The 17669-nt window shown below is 57.0% G+C and carries 14 protein-coding genes and 1 pseudogene; 5 read left to right on the top strand and 10 right to left on the bottom strand.

Annotated features, from left to right (window positions below; genetic code table 11):
• The 3 genes from EOA22_RS06010 to EOA22_RS06000 form a co-directional block, all read right to left on the bottom strand.
• The coding region (locus tag EOA22_RS06010) for an AAA family ATPase (RefSeq protein WP_164755270.1) at nucleotides 1-1177 on the bottom strand (1177 nt) is incomplete at its 3' end.
• A complete protein-coding gene (locus tag EOA22_RS06005; RefSeq protein ID WP_063169423.1) occupies nucleotides 1174-2433 on the bottom strand; it encodes a DNA repair exonuclease in 1260 nt (419 codons plus the stop codon). The genes EOA22_RS06005 and EOA22_RS06010, both read right to left, overlap by 4 nt.
• A gap of 71 nt (nucleotides 2434-2504) precedes the next feature.
• Nucleotides 2505-8024, bottom strand: a complete 5520-nt coding sequence (locus tag EOA22_RS06000) for a DUF3320 domain-containing protein (protein ID WP_245437922.1) — start codon at nucleotides 8022-8024, stop codon at nucleotides 2505-2507.
• Between the two features lie 702 nt (nucleotides 8025-8726).
• On the opposite strand from EOA22_RS06000, the gene EOA22_RS05995 reads away from it, so the two are divergent.
• A complete protein-coding gene (locus tag EOA22_RS05995) occupies nucleotides 8727-9140 on the top strand; it encodes a MucR family transcriptional regulator (protein WP_082826711.1) in 414 nt (137 codons plus the stop codon).
• A 34-nt stretch (nucleotides 9141-9174) separates the two neighbouring features.
• Entirely contained in the window at nucleotides 9175-10005 is an 831-nt protein-coding gene (locus EOA22_RS05990; RefSeq protein ID WP_127224212.1) for a thermonuclease family protein, read from the top strand.
• A gap of 13 nt (nucleotides 10006-10018) precedes the next feature.
• Here the strand turns inward: EOA22_RS05990 and EOA22_RS05985 are convergent, their stop codons facing one another.
• The 6 genes from EOA22_RS05985 to EOA22_RS05960 all read right to left on the bottom strand — a co-directional run bounded on the left by EOA22_RS05985 (nucleotide 10019) and on the right by EOA22_RS05960 (nucleotide 16465).
• On the bottom strand, nucleotides 10019-11164 hold the full coding sequence (locus tag EOA22_RS05985) for a DUF4236 domain-containing protein (RefSeq protein ID WP_127389878.1): 1146 nt from the start codon (nucleotides 11162-11164) through the stop codon (nucleotides 10019-10021).
• Between the two features lie 50 nt (nucleotides 11165-11214).
• On the bottom strand, nucleotides 11215-12273 hold the full coding sequence (locus tag EOA22_RS05980) for a hypothetical protein (protein WP_224571173.1): 1059 nt from the start codon (nucleotides 12271-12273) through the stop codon (nucleotides 11215-11217).
• Entirely contained in the window at nucleotides 12261-13577 is a 1317-nt protein-coding gene (locus EOA22_RS05975; protein ID WP_063169428.1) for a hypothetical protein, read from the bottom strand. The genes EOA22_RS05980 and EOA22_RS05975 overlap by 13 nt, the downstream gene beginning before the upstream one ends.
• Nucleotides 13577-14395 carry a hypothetical protein gene (locus EOA22_RS05970; protein WP_063169429.1) on the bottom strand — a complete coding sequence of 273 codons (819 nt, stop codon included), beginning with the start codon at nucleotides 14393-14395 and terminating at the stop codon, nucleotides 13577-13579. Before EOA22_RS05970 ends, EOA22_RS05975 begins: the two co-directional genes overlap by 1 nt.
• Nucleotides 14388-15797 carry a hypothetical protein gene (locus tag EOA22_RS05965; protein WP_210326684.1) on the bottom strand — a complete coding sequence of 470 codons (1410 nt, stop codon included), beginning with the start codon at nucleotides 15795-15797 and terminating at the stop codon, nucleotides 14388-14390. The genes EOA22_RS05970 and EOA22_RS05965 overlap by 8 nt, the downstream gene beginning before the upstream one ends.
• Nucleotides 15798-16024: 227 nt before the next feature.
• On the bottom strand, nucleotides 16025-16465 hold the full coding sequence (locus EOA22_RS05960) for a hypothetical protein (protein WP_126066778.1): 441 nt from the start codon (nucleotides 16463-16465) through the stop codon (nucleotides 16025-16027).
• Nucleotides 16466-16594: 129 nt separating this feature from the next.
• Here EOA22_RS05960 and EOA22_RS39675 point away from each other — a divergent pair, with 129 nt between their 5' ends.
• The 3 genes from EOA22_RS39675 to EOA22_RS05945 are packed head-to-tail and all read left to right on the top strand — an operon-like array spanning nucleotide 16595 to nucleotide 17334.
• Nucleotides 16595-16729 (top strand): YHYH domain-containing protein, encoded by a 135-nt coding sequence (locus EOA22_RS39675; RefSeq protein WP_199489651.1) that lies wholly within the window; start codon nucleotides 16595-16597, stop codon nucleotides 16727-16729.
• A 28-nt stretch (nucleotides 16730-16757) separates the two neighbouring features.
• The gene (locus EOA22_RS05950) at nucleotides 16758-16997 is read left to right on the top strand and encodes a hypothetical protein (RefSeq protein ID WP_082826591.1); all 240 of its coding nucleotides are present in this window, start codon (nucleotides 16758-16760) and stop codon (nucleotides 16995-16997) included.
• A gap of 52 nt (nucleotides 16998-17049) precedes the next feature.
• Nucleotides 17050-17334 carry a DUF6804 family protein gene (locus EOA22_RS05945; protein WP_063169433.1) on the top strand — a complete coding sequence of 95 codons (285 nt, stop codon included), beginning with the start codon at nucleotides 17050-17052 and terminating at the stop codon, nucleotides 17332-17334.
• Nucleotides 17335-17537: 203 nt separating this feature from the next.
• Here EOA22_RS05945 and EOA22_RS05940 read toward each other — a convergent pair.
• Nucleotides 17538-17669, bottom strand: a pseudogene (locus EOA22_RS05940) (IS481 family transposase); the annotation flags it as partial.

The following is a 17669-nucleotide window of genomic DNA, read 5'->3' as shown; positions in this document are numbered from 1 at the left end:
TCCCGGTAGCAATCCCGGACCTCTGCTCGACCATGGCGCGAACGACGCCAACGGTGACGGCAGGCAGAAGCAGCGCGCCAGGATCCGCCTCGGAAGATCGGCCCAAGGCGGCAAGGCAGCTCGCCACGCTGTTGTTGAGGATTTGCAGCTCCATCCTGCGAGTGGGCAAGTCAAAGCCAGCCGCGGTATGGCGCACCTTGCTCTCCGCCAGCCCGCGAATGCGTTCGGAAATCGACAGGATCGGTTCGTCCTCGTCGACCGCAGTGACTTTTTCCGCCAGGCGCTCGGTCTCGTCGATGTTTGCGGACAGCCGCGTTCTGAGGCTGGCATCGTCATCGATCAGTTCGGTGACACTTCCCGTCGATGTCCGGGCTGGGGAGGCGATGTCCGGCAGCTGATCCAGCCGGGCAATCTTGCGCCGGATATCCGCCAGCATCGGCGCAGCACGCACGTAACGAGCAAAGGTATCCAGCCTGGCCACCAGCACCGCCCGATCGCTGATGGTTCGGCCGTACTGCTGCGCTGCATCGAGACGTTCGGCCTCCAGGCCCTCGTAGGTTGATGCAAGGGTGTCGATCGCATCCCTGCGCGACTTTACGTCAACAAGGCGCTTCTTCAACAGCGCCAGTTCGGTTCCATGCGCCTGCTTCCGATACAGAGCGTCTGCTTCGGCCTCGAGGGCGTTCAACGTATCACTTGCGTTCCCAAGACCGGCGCTGGCCGTGAACAGAAGCTTGCCGAGGTCGCCCCGCGACTCCAGGATAGATTTTCCGCCGGCTTCCAACGTCTCGTCATCGAGTGAGAACATCGTCGTGTAGGCGTCGCGCGACAGACCGGCGAGATGCGCCGTGATCGCCACCTCGCTTACCGGTTGGCCCGTCGCATTCAATAGCGAATTACTGCGCTGTTTCGTACGCGTGAACGTGTGTTCGGAGCCGGCCAGTTCCAGCACCCCGCCGATGCGCATGGCACTGTACTCGTGCAGGAAGTTGTAGCGGCTCCGTTCCTCGATGCCGAACAGCAAGTCTAGATAGGCCGAAAGCGCAGTCGATTTGCCGGCCTCATTCAGGCCAAACACGATATGCAGATCAGGTCCGGATTCCGGTTTGGGTCCGAAGTCGATCGAACGATCGGTGAACTTTCCATAACGAATGAGGTCAAGGCGCCGCAACCTCATGACGATCCACCGGCCTTAAGGCGGGCAGTCACCAAGTCCGCGCCCTTGGAAAGCACCTGATCGAGGAACTGTTCCAGCCCGGCTTCGTCCGTCCCAGCAAAATCCCGCCCGTCGGCCGGAAGGTCGGCGACCATCTTTTGGACGAACGCCCTCGCCTCAGCGCGGAAGGCCTCCGAGGTGGCATCGGCACGCATTGATTGCTCGAGTTCGAAAATCGGATCAGCAATATCCTCGGCGGTCTCCGTCCGAGGCGGCGCGAGGTCAAGCTCGAGCTTCTCCACCCACGTATGGCCTAGCTGTTCCGCAGCCTGTTCGGCTTCGGCAAGAAGGAGGTCCCTGTCGCGGATCAGCGCCCACATCAGTGGTGACGTTCCTGTCAGGCCAATGCGAGCCACAGCATGACGCGATCGGACGGTTGCCCGCATCTCTTCGAGTGCGAAGCGAACACGCGCGACGGCCTCGGGCCACTCCACCGCTCCGGTAAGGTCGACGCTCACCCGTTCGAACTGCGCAACGCTGGTCAGCCGTTCCTCGATCTCCACCGAACGGTCGTGGCGCACCGTCACCAGGGTGACTGATTTCTCACCGGCCTCGTTGATATCCCTCCCCTGCGGTATTCCCGGCATCACCACGGCACTGGCGCCAGGATGGACTTGGCGAGCATGGATGTGGCCGAGGGCCCAATAGTCGAAACCGTGGGCGTGCAAGTCAGCGATGCTGCAGGGCGCGTAAACGTCGTGACCTGGCGATCCAGCCAGACTGGTATGCATGATGCCTATGTTGACGGCCCCTTCACGAGCCGCCGGATATTTGGTTAACAGGCTGTCCGGCGCCTTAGGGTTCGCAAAGCTCAAACCATGGAATACGACGTCCAGACCGCCGGCTGTCTGCAATACCGACTGAGCACGACCACCAAAGATGGTAACGGTGTCGGGAAATACCAGCTGTTTGGAAATCCGCGACAGGGCGTCATGATTACCGCGGATCTTGAAAACCATGATGCCGGCCTGGTGCAGGCGTGTCATCTGCGCGCCCAAGAACCGCGCTGTCTTCATTGAAGTCTGGTCGCCATCGTATAGGTCGCCAGCAATGACCAACGCGGCCACACGTTCCTCAAGGCAGAGATCCACTATCGAAACGAATGCCTGGCGGCTGGCGTCGCCCACCAGCCCGGCAAGATCGGGATTTCGCATCGCCAGCGAACGAAGCGGCGAGTCGAGATGAATATCGGCCGTGTGTACGAATCGAAATGCCATTCGGCCTCCGCCAGCAAAAGAGGTGTTCCGAGCTTCGACAGAAATTGCAACGAGGGCGCTGCAGCGCCCCGTTACACTTCAGCTAATTTCTCGCTCGCGGATTCGCCGGCCACCAACAAGCCGTCTTGGGACCGTAACACTCCTTTGGCAACCAAATCGGCGACCCCAGCTGAAATCAGCTGCCTTAATTGTGCGCTTGTGGCTTTGAAGCCCAGCATCCTGGCAACGCCTGTGGCGATTTCTTCCTCTGTCGCACCGAGGTTGGATTTCACGACTTCCATAGCGCCTTGGGCGACCTCGTCCTGCGCAATCATTTCGGGCTTGCGCAATCCAGCGGACACGACCCCACTGCGATCCCTGAGACGAACAGGAACACCTGGCTTGAAGCAGAAGTTGCCTCGACGGGCTACTGAACCACCTCTCTGTGCTATGCTTACCCCCCGCTCGATTGCATCCTGAATCCTGCCACCGGCCCGCTGCAGACCCCAGGCGTCCCGAATACGCGAAACTATTTCGTCGACATGGATTGGCGTTTCTGTAGCCACGACCTGCTCGACCAGTCCGGCCATGATTCCGCTGGGCGTCTCGTGGAGTTCGAACGATCCCGGTCGCTTTAGTTCGGCCTCTTCGTAGGCTCGATTGGGTGTCTCGGATCCGTTTGTGCTTTCGAGACCGATTTCCGTCACGTTGCCTCGGTCGACCGTAACAACCTGCACGGCTACAGCTCGATTTCTCTGGACCCCCAATTCGGCCCGCTCATCGAGTTCTTTTCTGGCGGCCTCAATCGCTAGTATGGTTCGCTCCAGCTGCTCACGAGGCCGTTGGAACCAGTCAGCGCTCCAGATGCGATGGATGATCCAACCATGGTCTTCCAGAACCGACTGCCGAAGCCGGTCTCGATCTCTGGCCGAGCGAGATGAGTGATATTCTGCGCCATCGCATTCGATGCCAAGAATATAGCGGCCTGGCCTCTCTGGATCCGCAACTGCGAGGTCGATGAAGAAGCCGGCAATGCCCACTTGAGCATGAACCTGATAACCCATTTCGATCAGCGCGTTGGCTACCTGTTCTACAAAGATTGAATCCATTTCGCGAACCGTGACTTGGGCAAGCGAAATTCGCCCTGTTCTCGCGTAGTGCAAGAAGAGCTTGAAGGCGAAGATGCCTTTCCCTTTGCCACGCTCCAGGTCGATGTCCTCGTCTGTGATGGACGCGAATACTTCGCAGCTGCGCTTGGCGCGGCTTATGAGGACGTTGAGCCGACGCTCGCCGCCTTCCGCGCCAAGAGGGCCGAAACGCATGGCCATGTATCCCTGGGCATTCTTGGCATACCCCACCGAGATCATGATCACGTCGCGCTCATCGCCTTGAACATTTTCGAGGTTCTTGACGAAGAATGGCTCGCTTGGATGAGCGTGAAAGAATTCCTCGGTGTCGGGATTTAGTCGCCGCAGCGCTTCGAGTTCATCCTGGATCGCGCGGCGTTGGCTAACCGAAAATGTTGCAACGCCTAGAGTCTCTTGCGGGTTCACCTTCGCATGACGGATGATCGCCTCCGCTACTGCTCTCGCCTCTACCGGATTGGTTCCTGTGCCGCCGGAATCGAAGACCCCCTCCGGCACATGATGAAACCGCAACCCCATACCTGCCTCTTGGGTATAAGGGCTTGGCACGATGAAAAGCCGGTTCTCGTAGAACTGGCTGTTCGATACTGCGATTAGAGATTGGTGACGGCTACGGTAGTGCCAGCGCAGCATACGCTGCGGCAAGCCGCGGGCCGTGAACAGGCCGAGGATGCTTTCAATGTCGGCGACCTGCGCGCCCTCACCCTCGTCATCTTCAGACTGCGAGCCTGTCATCTTCGCGAAGAATGTCGTGGGTGGCAGTTGGCGTTCGTCGCCAACGACGACCACCTGACTGGCCCTGGCGACCGAGCCAAGTGCGTCCACGGGCTGGATCTGAGACGCCTCGTCCATCACGAGCAGATCGAAGGACATCCGGCCGGGCGACAGGAATTGCGCCACCGAAAGCGGGCTCATCATGAACACTGGCTTCAGCGCCTGGATGGCAGGGCCTGCCTTCTGCATCAATTGCCGGATGGGCATGTGGCCTCGTCTGCGCGCCATCTCAGAACGAAGCAGTCCGACAGGTCCAGCTCCGCCGTCTCTTGAAGGAATTTTCCGGTGATGAGCCGTTACAACTTCGATGGCGCCGGCCTTGATGCGCTGGCGGTCCAGATCTGCGAAGTCACGTACAGCCCTGGAATGCAGTTCCCCGTCGAACCTTGCCAGCTCCGGCTCATCGGTCGCCATCGCCAGAAACATTCGTTCGTAGTAGGCCATATCAAAAACTGATCGAGCCGATCCTGTTGTAATCTGGCCGTTGGCTAGGCCGTCTATCAACTGTCCCAGTCCAGCCTTTCGGGCCGTTTCGGATCGCTCTTCATAGGCAACCCATTTCGAGAGCTGCTCCTGATGATCGAGCCAACCCTGCAGCCGAGAAACGACCTCGCCTATCGCGACGTCCGGAAAATCGACTACTCCAAACAAGGAGGGAGCATCGGCTTTCAAATCCCCTGTAAGCGCCTTCAATTCCCGCGCTGCCGCTTGGGCCGCTTCACGTGCTGAACGTGCCGAGTTTGCGATCTCGATTCTTTCAGGCAACCGCGCAGCCAGATGTCGGATCGAGCCATTTTCTTTCAGCCAAAGCTCGGCTTGCGTGAGAGCGGCCCAATCGGATCCTCGACCGTGCCACGACGAGCCGAATACGAACTTGCCAAGGCTCTCTCCCGCATCGATCCCTTGAGCAAGTGCTTGTAGTCTGCCTAGTCGGCGCAGTAGCTCCACCCGCTCAGTGATTAGATCCGGAACGTCAGTCAGAACCTGTCGTGACGCATCATCGGCTTGAGCTACAGTGCTCGCCTTCGCTTCCATCAGTTGCAGCGAGGCCCGCTCGGCGGAAGCCACGTCGCCTAGCATGGATGACGCGAGGTGCCCGAGATCGTTCCAGAAACCTTCGATAATTGGCCGACCGATTTCGATAACCTTGCGAACGCGCGCTGCACGCGCACCGGCCTCGGAGCGTTCCGCCATCCGGCCGGCGATAATCCGAGGTTCGGGGCCTAGCCCTCGTAGAGTCCGCATCCACTCCACTAGCGCGAGCAGTGGCGCGGAAGCCGATCGCTCCCCACGCCAATCTGCCCCGAAGGCGGAACGGCCAAAAGCGTCGCCTTCGCGGACTCTTGCTGCGGCAGCCTGACCCTTCATCAAAAGGTCGAGGAGACCAACTATCTGCGTCGCAGGCGCGCTAGGGTCGACCACAATAGTCCGCGCAAGTGCTGTGGCGCGACGGTAGTCGCCGTTCAATGCTTTCAATATTCCCGTGTGTGTGGCGAGCGCCTGCCGCGCCGCGGCCACCTCGGTGCTCCACGCCGCGTCAACAACCTTGCCCTGAAGGTCGGCTCTGGCAGCCTCAAGCGTCGCTACGCTGTCGGCAAGGTCGCCTGCCTGCTCAAGTCCGGAGTCCCAAACGGTGGCTGCGAAGGCCTCCGGACTTGCGTCAGGTGCTGCCGCTACTCGCTCGCCGGTCACGGCCAGCCTGAGCAAGCCTGCCAACGTGTCTGGCAATATCGCCGATCCGAGTTCCTGATTCAGGCGCTCAGCTTCTTCCCTCAAGCGTGGGAGCAGAATGGTGAGCTGTCGCGCACGATGGAAACCATCTTTCGGAAATTCCGAGGGAAGCTTTGCAAGCTCTGTCTCGAGACCTTCAATTGGCGTGTCGATAGCCGTTGCCGCCAACTGCTCCGAAAGTTCCTCGGACTTGCGGGCGAAATCCGTTCCTGACCAGAGAAGCGATGAAATGTCTTTCGGACGCTCATCCCATACCGGCGAGACGAGCGCCTCGGCAGGAAGTCCAGGCGCGGACGCGAGAAGCTCAGCGCGATCTTCTATCTCGCCGCTGTCGCTGAGAATTTTCGGAGGCTCGGCCTTGATCCGCTCAGCGATACCGACCAGTTTGGCGTGCAGTGCCTTGGCTTGGTCCAGCAACGCCGCGATGCGTGGGACGAGCCTCTCAATGGTCGTTGGAAGAACGACATCCAGGCCAACTCCCCGCCACGGGTGGTGGATCGGCAAGCCGATCTCGTTGATCCGCTGAGAGACCTCATCGAGCAATTTGCGACGTTGCGAAACGCCGTCAGTTGTCCAGCTTGTGGCATCCGTAAGTTCGATGTCCACTGGTTTCTGACCGACCTGCCTTAGTCGGGTTAGCTGGCCGAGAACCTGATAAGGAGTGAGTTCGGACGCTCCGAACGCAACGTGCATTCGTGCAGCATGTGCGTTGAGTTTATCGCGAGCCTCCAGCAAGCGATCAGTTAGGGAAGAAGGAAGCTGGCCCCTGGGCGATCCGAGTTGCCAGGTTCGCCGCAGCTCCTCTAGCATCATGCGCTTGTTCGCCTTGTTACTATGCAGCTCAAGGCAGGCGTCCCCCACCCCAGCAGTGTCAAGCCGTCGCTTGACGACCTCCAGCGCTGCCATCTTTTCGGCCACGAACAGCACGGTCTTTCCGTCGGCAACGGCCGACCCAATAATGTTTGCGATCGTCTGCGATTTTCCTGTCCCAGGCGGACCTTGGATAACGAGGTCGCGACCTTTTCTGACGTCATGGATCGCCAGTGTCTGAGAACTGTCACTGTCGACGATATGCAACATTTCGGCGGGCGCAATGTGCGGATCAATCGCTATGTCGTCCGACATAAGCGGCTCGCGTGTTTCGAAACCATCTGAAAGAAGCGAGCGGATCTTCGGTTGTTCGATAATCTTTGCGCCATCGGGCCAGAGATCCGGATCCAGATCACGGTACATCAAGAACTTCGCAAACGAGAAGAAGCCGAGCACCATATCGTCGCGAAGCACCTCCCAACCCTCTTTGGTCGAAATTGCTTCGGCAACGGCATCGAGATAGGCCGAGACGTCGAAGTCATCTCCCACCTCAAAACGCGGCAGAGCGAGCTTGTGAATGCGGTCGAGATAGAGTTCCAAGGAGAGGTTTGCGGTAAGATCTTCCGGCCGGGCTCGTAGGCGGAATTTTTCTCCAGCGGCCCCTCGCTCAAGCCGAACCGGCACCAAAATGAGGGGGGCCTGACGGATGTTCTCTTTGTTGTTCGGGTCAATCCACTTCAGCATTCCAAGGGCCAGAAAGAGGATATTGACGCCCTGCTCTTCCTCGAGTGTGCGGGCATCATGGTAGAGATCAAGGAGCCGCCGCTGCAGCCCAGTTGGGGTCATACGCGTCTGCAGCTTGGTGTCCGAGTGCCGCGCGGATATCCCTCTGTTATCGACTCCATCGTCCTCTGGTTGGGCGAGAGCGACGGGGGAATAGTCGATCTCTTCGTCTGGAGGGCTGCTTTCATCCTGGCCCGCTTTCGGCCTATCGGGCTTGCCGGCCAGGAAGGTAAAAGCCTTTCCTTCGGTCACCAGCAATCGATAAATTTCGGACGACTTCTCATCGACGATATCGATCGTCTTCGCGCTCTTGGAAAACCGCGGCACATTCAAAAGTCGATTGCGGGCGGAAAGATCGAGCAACTCCATCCTGGCGCGCTCGAGTTTCTCCTTTAGAGGGAGATCGCTTTGGAAGACTGACTGTTTTACGTCCAAGACTTACATCCCCTTTGAAAGGAGAACCAGCTAGAGCCCGCGTAGAGCGTTCGCGCAAGAAAAAACAGCCGTGTTCAATTAGAAACGACTGCGATCACTTCTGGACACCGTCCAATATTGCGACGTGTGATATGGGTCAGAGCCTGCATTCTTGGCCCCCTTTGCCTAGTCGCTATCCGACGAGGATTCTCGCTCCCTGCCCCCGTATTTAGCCGCCTCCACAATGTCTTTTTCTGACACAGAGAGTCCGTTGCGGACCCGAATGGCTCCCGCACTTGGAACGCGGTCCAATTCAGATCCAGTCTTTGCCTTATCCTTCTGGGGCTTAACCTCCGGCGGCGGGTCTTTCGAAAATGTCATGCGTAGGTCCTACTCGTCCAAATCTAAATGCATCCGCCTGTGAGCCTCAAGCCGCTTTCCTGGTCATACAAAGAAAACGCCGCGCCCAATCAATCCACCGTCTCTCGTGGTTCCGCATTCTGATTGGCGCTTTAACATTCATCACTATTAGCGCCTGGCATTTAGTATCCTCCCTCTACTGGTTTTTTTAGCCGATAAGTAATAGATCGGGATTTCACTGCAGAAGTCCGGAGCCATGAAGTGACTGACGAAATCCAAAATACGGCCACCGCGCTGATGGAGCTTACCGCCGATATCGTTGCGGCTTATGTGAGCAAGAATTCAGTGCCGGTCTCCTCATTGCCGGACCTTATTGCCAGCATCAATTCGTCATTAGCGCGTATCGGCCAGCCGTCCGAACCGGAAAAACCCGACCAAGTTCCCGCGGTCAACCCCAAGCGCTCAGTCACTCCAGACTACATCGTCTGCCTCGAAGACGGCAAAAAGTTCAAGTCCCTCAAGAGACACTTGAACACGCATTTTGGACTGACGCCCGACGCCTATCGCCAAAAATGGGGCCTCTCCAACGATTACCCCATGGTCGCGCCTAACTATTCAGCCAATCGCTCCAGATTGGCAAAATCGATTGGCCTCGGTCGCACAGCAGCCGCGCCCAAGAAAGCAGCAGCCAAGAAGTCAAAGACGCGCTAGCAAAACATTTGGCAGCTTCGCAAAGGATCGAAAATTGAATCGCGATCGCTATTCCCATCGCCGCAGCTCGCGGCCAAGACGCGGCCGGGTTTCAATTATGCGCAAGCGTTTCTTTTCACATAAATCATTAGCCGCGATCCTGGTGATCACGCTAGCAGTGGGCGCTTATGTCACCTCCTACTTTACAGGGTGGGGCAACCAGATCGCGGGACCCAATACAGCAAGCGCACTCGGGTCAAAACCGAAGCCTATCGTCGGCGTAGCGTCCATCGTTGACGGGGACACGATCGAGATCCACGGACAGCGTATTCGTTTCAATGGCATCGACGCACCTGAAAGCAGCCAAAACTGCAGCGACGCAAGCGGGCAAGAATACCCATGCGGCCGCAAATCCGCAGAAGCACTGGACATCTTCCTCAGTCAATCCCGACCCATCCAGTGCAACTTTGTTTCGTGGGATCGTTACAACCGCTTCGTTGGTGATTGTCAGCGGGCGGACGGTGCTAGCATTGCGTCTTGGATGGTCGAACAGGGTTATGCCCTGGATTGGCCTCGATACAGCCATGGTAGTTACGCGTCACAACAGGCAGATGCCCAAAGGGCCAAGATTGGCATCTGGGTTGGCACTTTCACAGCCCCTTGGGATTGGCGAGCAACACATGCAGCCAACAATAAACCCGGTAATGACACATCCTACGGCCTTACAGGCCGTCGCCAAATAGCTCAGAGCTATTCGTGTCAACCGCGTCGCTATTGTAAGCAAATCTCCTCATGCGATGAGGCGCGCTGGTATCTCAATAACTGTAGCTGGGGACCCAAATTGGACCGGGACGGCGACGGAATTCCGTGCGAAGGCATTTGCTGACCAAGCCAATTCCTTAGCGCGCTTTCAGCAAGCCGGACTGGCCACCAGCGTTTCGGTGCATTTGCGCGAGTGCCAATAGAGCCTGGCAAAAGGGCTGGCTGACGTTTGTCTTGGAAAATTCCACCAGCTCGTTGAGCCCGGATGGGCTAGAAAACCGCAAGGCTTCGTAGCGACAGACAGGGATCTGCCGATTATCTCTGAAGCGTTTGTCGGGTCCGCCATTCTTATTGGGATGAGCCCAGGTATAGCTCACGATCTCAGCATCAGATGGAACTTTGCCGGTCTCAATAAAATTGCTGGGGGCAAATTGCGTCCTGAGGTCTCCATACCCAACGGCACCGTACTGGTTTCCGTCCTTCACCAAAATCATGTCTGGCATGAAATAAAGGATTTGCCGGCCGACGTGTATCGACGGTGGTGTGACATTGCTGCGAACAACCGTCGGCAAGGAAGCTTGGAGCGTCGTCGACTTTTTATCGACCAACATCGTGGCTCCCGCATTGCGCTTCCAAGTCGTCAGATCCTCTATCTTGCCACCAGCCGCGACATGCCAACTCGCCGCGCAGCGTGTGAGCGTGTCAAAGGCGGCGACAAGTCGCCCGTAGGCCGCCTCCGCGTCCTGCTCCAAATCATAGTAGAGCACGCTCACCCGGCGGTAGCTGTCCAACCAGTTGCCAATAAGCATGCCCGGCAAAAAGGCAGCAATACCGATCAGCGCCACCCCACCTCCCAGCATTGCGCCTGCGATCAATCCGGCGATCCCAAACAGCACGGCCAGGATGAGCGACATTCGCGTCTGCGATTGCCTCGCATTGATTTCATCAAGCACATTGGCAAATGTCTCATCACGCATCTCGATCACATCGGCGGACTCGATTTCTCTCATCACGACGCCACCGCTGACATATTCCACGGGTGAGGATGTTGGATGGGGCTTTGGCCCAGATGGGAATTCAGACAGTTGCAGCGTCTGCTTGGCGCTGCGCTTTCCCAAAGTGCCTCGGTAGTAGAGACCGCCGACGCCTGCATGAATATAATGCCCTCGTGGGCCAGTCCCGATACGAACACCTTGCACGCCAACGGACGCGCCAACCCCGCCAGACGAGAAGTTAAAGCGGAAAGGTCCCGCACTAATCGATTTTCGAACGTAAAACCCCATCCCCGCAATCCCCCCCAAGCCCTGTGAGCGAAACCCAAGGGCAGTTCGCCTCACAACTTTGGTACCGGAACCAGTCCAATATCTGTCTCTCGCGAACGTTGCCTGACCCTGATCTCAATTCGCCTCCTCGCCTTGACGTCGCCGGCCTGTGCGCCGTCGGTGAGCCGGTCGCCAGGCAATATCAACTGGCCGCCGGACATTGGCAGGATGGTGAAGCCTTTCAGTTCCGGCATATCGCGCAGGATGCCTGTGACGGAGATCGCTCGCGCTAATCCAAGCCCGGCATTGTCGGCAGGATGGAGTGTGCCAATGTCCATCTTGCGCGCCAGTACGGGCTGAAGGCCTCTGTCCATATTCGATGAGTCACCGGACATCGCCTGCTCGTCCGTGTGGCCAATCACCTCAATGACGTCCACACCATAGGAAGTTGCAATTCCAGCAATGGTCTTCGACATCTGCCGCAACTTCGTTTTGAAGCCACCGGAAAGCTCCGCACTTCCAGTATCGAAATTATAGCCATCGAGCTCGCTAAGACTGATGATCGGTGGCCAATCGTGTGGCTTGTCAGCAGAGGCCTCGTTCCTTGCCTTCTTCAGTGCGTCAGCAAGATCCTTGGACGTCTTGCCCGTGCCAACGTAGCCGAGCTCGCGCAGAACCTTCATCTTCTCGATCATGGCTTTGGCCTGATCAACGTCGACGTCGTTGTCAGAGAGGACTTTGGCGGCCGGCGCGCTTTTCACCGCTTCCTCAAGGGTCAGTCCCACTTTTTTGATTGCCTCTGCGGCCTCTTTGGCCCGGACCAATTCACGCCATTCTTGATCTGGTACATTGCGTCGACTTGCAGGCTTGACCATGGCATTCAGCTGAGCCAGCAACCGCTTGTTTTCCTCGTCAAGCTTGCGAGCGTTCTCATTGAGGGACTGCGCAATCTTCTGCGCTGCCGCAGCCTCTTTCTTTGTCTTGGCGATGAGCGCGCCTGCAGCAAGCAAAAGGCAGAAAACGAGAAGCAGCATCGTCTCAGCCATCGTCAGGCCGAGTATCAGGCCGCGGCCATAGCCCTTGCGCTCAAACGTAATGGCTGTTCCGCTAACCTCACTCACCTGCCCCACCAACTTGCTCTCTTTGGCGGTTCACCCTTCTCCACCTCCGCCGGACTGCTTAACGATCGGAAGGTGTCGCCCTCCGTGTCATCCGAAACCTTGATTGGCGTCTCCACAGGGGAGGCAACAGTGGAAGGTGCCGCCACTCGCTCGACATCGTTCGCTATCGCATTGCTCAGAGGCTGGGGAGTGCGCACGGCCGGGAGGCTATGTTGTGTAAGGGTTGCGACGAGGCCGCGTGTTTCATTGCTGTGTTTCTGCATCACAGCCATGAACTCCTCAGTCAAACGCTGCTGCGCTTGGACAGTTTCTGCGGTCTTTTCTGCGGCCGCTGCCGCTCTCTCCACTCCAGTCGCCACCTTGATCACTGCGTCGGCAAGACCGGTCATCCGCGTTTGCTGCTCTTGCGAGGCTGTTTCGGTTTTTATCGCATATTGTGCGACAGCATTACCCAGGAGCTTGACCATCGGCGCCAGATCGTTCTTCAGCACCTCATCAGGAACAACCACCTTTTCCAGCTTGGCAGCCATATTGTCGGCTTGATTACCGAGCTTTCCAACAGAGTTGGACATCGAGCTGTTGGCTTTATCCAGCAAATCCGCTGCAGCTCCAACGCGGTTCGCTATCGAAGCAAACTGGGTTTCGACTTGCCCGAAATTGTGCTGCAACGCGTCACTGAGCTTGGCAGACGCCTCTTGGACAGGCTTGATCGATTCCATGGCAATATTGTCCAGGGCAGATCGAATGTGCTCCCCATTGCGTGCCGCTTGCTCGGCAATCTCTGCAAAGCCCTCTTCGAGCATTTGATGGCTGACACGACGAAAGTCGGCGAACTCCCTGGTTACGCTTTCCATCTCGGCTCTTACACGCCGTGTCATGTCGGCAAGTTCGTGCCTCGCCGTTCGCTCAATGTCCGCGGGATCGCGCCGCATCTGATTGTAGAAAACCCTCAGAGCAATACCGGTGATCGTCGACGTGATCGCGATGCCAAAATTTTGGACGATCGTGTCGGTTGAGCCTTCCGTTCCAAACTGAAACAGCGAGACCCCAAGGCTCGTCAGGGTGAACAGGAAGCCCATATAGTAGAGGTTATCGCCGGTCTGCTCGTCGTGCAGTTGTAGCTTTCCAGCAAAGATCGAAACCCCGAGATAGAAAAACATCAGGCAGGCCGGTGCTACCGCCGCGACGATCGGATTTACGCCTGAGAGTTTTGCAATGGCGATGAATACACACCCGCCGAGTGTCAATGCCGCGAAAACCACGACCGGCAGACGTGGATGATCCAGCAAAGGTTTGTCGTGCGCTCTCGCCATCAGTTTAACCCATCCAAGCCAACCAGCTTTTCGAACTCGCCGTGATGGTTCTGGACCCAATGTGTCCAGAACTCCGCGTGATCCAGGGTCTGAAATGGCTTCTTTGCCCGATCGATATAAAGAATTGTGATGCCCACCCCATCCAGCGACGTCCCATATGTGCGGTCGGCGGCGCTGTTGAGGTATTTTTGGTAATCCAGTCCCGATCGGTACTGCGAGTAAATCGTCGTATGCTCGATCATGTCAGAGGCGACCACCAATCGCTTGGGACTGCCCTGTTTGGCCAAGCTGCTATCGAAGAGCGACAGCTTGATTTTCTGAATTCCAGCCATGATCGGAGATTGGCTCGCGGAAGCCGCATTCGGGATTTCATCGGGAAGTTTGTTCAAAGGATCGCCGAAGGCGTTTTCCCACTTCTTTTGACGCCGCGCAGGATTGTTGGTCCAACTATCGACGGTCGACCCATCACCGGGATTGCATCCATCGAACATCACCGTCAGCTCACCAGGCGCCGAGCTCAGGGTATAAATCCTCACATACCCACCCGGCTCGACCTGCCCAATGGTCTTTCGGAACTCGTTCTTGAGATCAGCCATCGTCGTTGCCGAAATTGGATCAGTGGCGTCGATGAGGACGGCGGTCAGGCTGGAGGGTCCGTCCAATGGGCAATTCGTGTTGGCGTCGATATGGCCATTGCCAGACCTGGTCCACATCCAGCCGAAGCCGGCCAACATCGCAACGGATAGCACACCAAGGGCAATGGCCGCGGCAATGGTACCCGCATTGCCTTTCTTGCGTCTGCGGGTTCGCCTAGACATTCACGCTGTCCGGGTGAAGCTTATCAAGATCTCGGTACTGCTCAATTCCCCGTTCGCATTCCTGACCAATCAGACGAACCTGCTCGTTGAGTTCCTCCTGCGCCTGGCGAATTGATGCGCCAACATCTCCCTCATTCCACTCCCGCTCGCCGGTGACGTATGGCTTGATGCGATCAAGTTTGTAGGGCGTTCCGAAATGCTTGGGCGCCGGCTCGGTCCTCGCCTGGATGTTGGCTTCCCGATACATCGACAAAAGCTGATTGCAGGCTCGCTCCAATTGGTCTTGATGCTGCGCAAAAAGAGCCAGAAGCCTCGATCGATGATCGACAATCGCGCGGTGCTCGCGCCGGCGACTACCAAGCTGCTTGACGATTTCCTCCACTTTTTCGTTGTGGTCGTCGCGGACATCCTGCAGCTCTTCGATCAGTTCCTTCTTTCGATCGATGTAGTCATCGCGCCGTCGAACGAGCCGATTTTCAACGCCAGTGTAGCCTGGGTAAGGGTCGAGCACGAACCAGCCGTCGATAAAAGCGAAAAGCGAAAACATCAGGCCGATCGCAAACAGCAACCAGGACTTGATGTCCGTGAGACCCGCTGGATTGGCGAGCATATTACGGATGACCTCAGCGCCGGCGCCGTCAGCGAGCGAGCCGCTGACCTCACGGTAGTGCGCTAGCGCCAAGTTTATCGAAATCGCCAAGCCGATATAGAAAAGGATTGAAATGATCCCAACGAATTTTACGAAAAACGACCGATGGGTGACGAGACGAGCGCAGAAAACCGCCAGGAGCAAAGCCGCCCCGATGTTGATGAAAGAGAATGCCGCAGCCTCAAGGATGCCACCAAAAAATCCCTGCTCATTGCCCTTGGCCAGGAAGTTGCCGTTCATCGCTGTCTCGACCAGAAACAGAAATAGCAGAAGCGATAGCCGGAAAATGTGAGCGGCACCGTGCTGCACACGCGCGGCACGAACGAGACCGTGCTTCTCCTTAAACCATGCATGCTCTTTTTCGGCGTCGTTCAGGGCCCTTCTCAGGCCGTGAAGTTCATCGAGGCCCACGGCGACCGAGGCTTTGAAGTCCGAAACGCTAGCGGCATTCGTCTGACGGATTAGACCGAATTGTTCCTCGAAATCGAGGCCGGCAAGACGACCTCCAAGGAGTTGCAGGTTGTCCTCAAGAGTGTGATGCGCAGCCTTCTTCTCATCCTCAACGCGTTCCACGATGGCATGTTCGACATCGTCGAGATTCTTTGCCGTTTTCGGGGGTTGGTTCACCTCGCCGCGCTGCTTTCCGCGGTTAATGACATCCAGGTCGCCGTCGATCTTGGCAGGGTCCAGGCTGTTGAATAGCTGAGTGCTCGCCCGAAAATCGTGGTTGGATTCTCGCAGTGAGTCACGCAACTTATTTAGTTTTTCGAATTTAGAGCCCACGCACTCACAACCCCAACTTTACGCCCCCCGGCAGAGTGGTTTCTATGCATAGTAGAGCTAAAGGGCAACCGCACATTCACTTCTATCCACTTGCTAGTGCGGATCAGGCTCAATTGAGTTCCAACAAATGATCATGGCTGCTGATCAACTGGTTGATCGGCCGCGACTAGTCATGTCATGAGCCGTGCTGCGATGCTCTAAGGACAGAGTGCTACGAGCGGGTTCGCGACTGGGAAATTATCCACAGTCGTATACGTGTACTGGATCTCACCGCCCAGGCGAACGAAGGCAGATAGTTCCTCCGCACGACAGACATAGTTTTTGGTCATTTCATCGATCTTCTGGACATAGACCGGCCGCGAGACGCCAGCAGCCAACAATTTGGCGTCTACTTCCGCATCGGTCTGAGCCCAGGTGGCGTTGAAAACGATCCTTGGCCCGATTGCGATGATGCTCCGAACGGAGATGTTCGAACTGATCAGCATGGGCAATGCTGGAGCCATTTCGGTTTGCATTTTTTTTGCGTAGGCGCAGACGTCGGTCTTGGTGTACTTCGAGAGGCATTCATTTGCCGTCGCCACCCTTGGCCATGTCAGCAGGATCGCCAACGGGACGTGCATCAATCGCAATCCATCCAAAGTATTCTCCTCGCCCGATCTTGGCCTGCACAGAGGAGCATCTATCCTATTTGTGTTCACAGTGCCACGAGCAGCTTGTGCCCGACCGGCAATAGTGCTCTGTCTGAAATACTTTGGGAGGGCAATAAAATGAAAACAACATTTCTCGCGGCTATGGCCGCTGCAATAATCGCTTGCGCGACCGGCGCGTTTGCACACAGTGGCGGCACTGATGCCAACGGTTGCCATACCAACCATAAGACCGGCGCGTATCACTGTCACTGAAGGTCACGCCTTTCTGAGGGACACAAACATGCTGAAGAACATCATGTCAGCTCCGCTGGGCCTCCTCTTCATGCTGGGCGGGCCGATCACCTACGTGATGAATGTCGTCGACACATGGCAGGGCCATGCATCAGTGGTCGTAAAAATCCTGATTAACTTGAGCCTGGATGCGATGTTGGCGTTCATTTGGCCGATCACTTGGGCAATCTGGCTTTTCAAATATATGGCGGGCGCCGAAACTCCACTAACAACCGTGCTGGGCGTTTGAGGATCAAGTTTGCTGAAAATAATGCTTTTCGACGCCGGCCGGAACGGTCCGGTTGGTCTGCATCTGTGTAGCTATTGCCTCGCTGCTGGCGGTAGCGCCATGGCCGTACGGCTATTACCAATTCCTCCGCGTGGTGGTCTTTTTCGCCGGGATCTACTGCGGAGCCATGGTGTGGCGATCAGGCCCTGAAAATCGCACCCTGGCTTGGGCGCTGTTTGGAGCGGCAGCGATCTTCAACCCGTTCATGCCGGTTCATTTGCCGCGCGAGCTGTGGGCAATCTTCAACGTCGCAGCGGCTACTCTGTTCGGCTTTGTCGCATACCGGCACCGGAATTAAGCCGATAATCTGAGATGGCCAAGAGTGGACCTGAGACGCCGAAGGTCAAGGCGCGCCCGAGGGTCACCGTGTCACAGCCGTTGGCGCTTTATGCGGGAGATCTCCTCGAGCGGACGAAGGAGTACTTCGAGGCTTTCAACCATCTAGGCTCGGAGTCGGAAAAGGCGCATCTTTTTGCCCGTTATTTTCTATTTTCGCATGCCCTAGATGTGGAGCTTCAACAGGTTGTCCTCGATCAGGGCGAGGCGACTGATAGGCGTTTTTGACTTTAGGCTGCCATGTGGACGATGCCAATTGTATCTGTGCAGCCAGACAGGCAGTTCGGCGGCACGATG

Source organism: Mesorhizobium sp. M7A.F.Ca.US.014.04.1.1 (assembly GCF_003998745.1).
Classification (GTDB): domain Bacteria; phylum Pseudomonadota; class Alphaproteobacteria; order Rhizobiales; family Rhizobiaceae; genus Mesorhizobium; species Mesorhizobium ciceri.
Note: the sequence above shows the minus strand (reverse complement) of the source record. Positions and strands in the feature narration are given on the sequence as shown.

Coding starts and splice junctions, on each gene's coding strand:
- EOA22_RS06005 (WP_063169423.1), bottom strand. CDS start 2,433: ATGGCATTTCGATTCGTACACACGGCCGATATTCATCTCGACTCGCCG.
- EOA22_RS06000 (WP_245437922.1), bottom strand. CDS start 8,024: ATGGAGTTGCTCGATCTTTCCGCCCGCAATCGACTTTTGAATGTGCCG.
- EOA22_RS05995 (WP_082826711.1), top strand. CDS start 8,727: ATGGAGCTTACCGCCGATATCGTTGCGGCTTATGTGAGCAAGAATTCA.
- EOA22_RS05985 (WP_127389878.1), bottom strand. CDS start 11,164: ATGGGGTTTTACGTTCGAAAATCGATTAGTGCGGGACCTTTCCGCTTT.
- EOA22_RS05975 (WP_063169428.1), bottom strand. CDS start 13,577: ATGGCGAGAGCGCACGACAAACCTTTGCTGGATCATCCACGTCTGCCG.
- EOA22_RS05970 (WP_063169429.1), bottom strand. CDS start 14,395: ATGTCTAGGCGAACCCGCAGACGCAAGAAAGGCAATGCGGGTACCATT.
- EOA22_RS39675 (WP_199489651.1), top strand. CDS start 16,595: ATGAAAACAACATTTCTCGCGGCTATGGCCGCTGCAATAATCGCTTGC.
- EOA22_RS05950 (WP_082826591.1), top strand. CDS start 16,758: ATGCTGAAGAACATCATGTCAGCTCCGCTGGGCCTCCTCTTCATGCTG.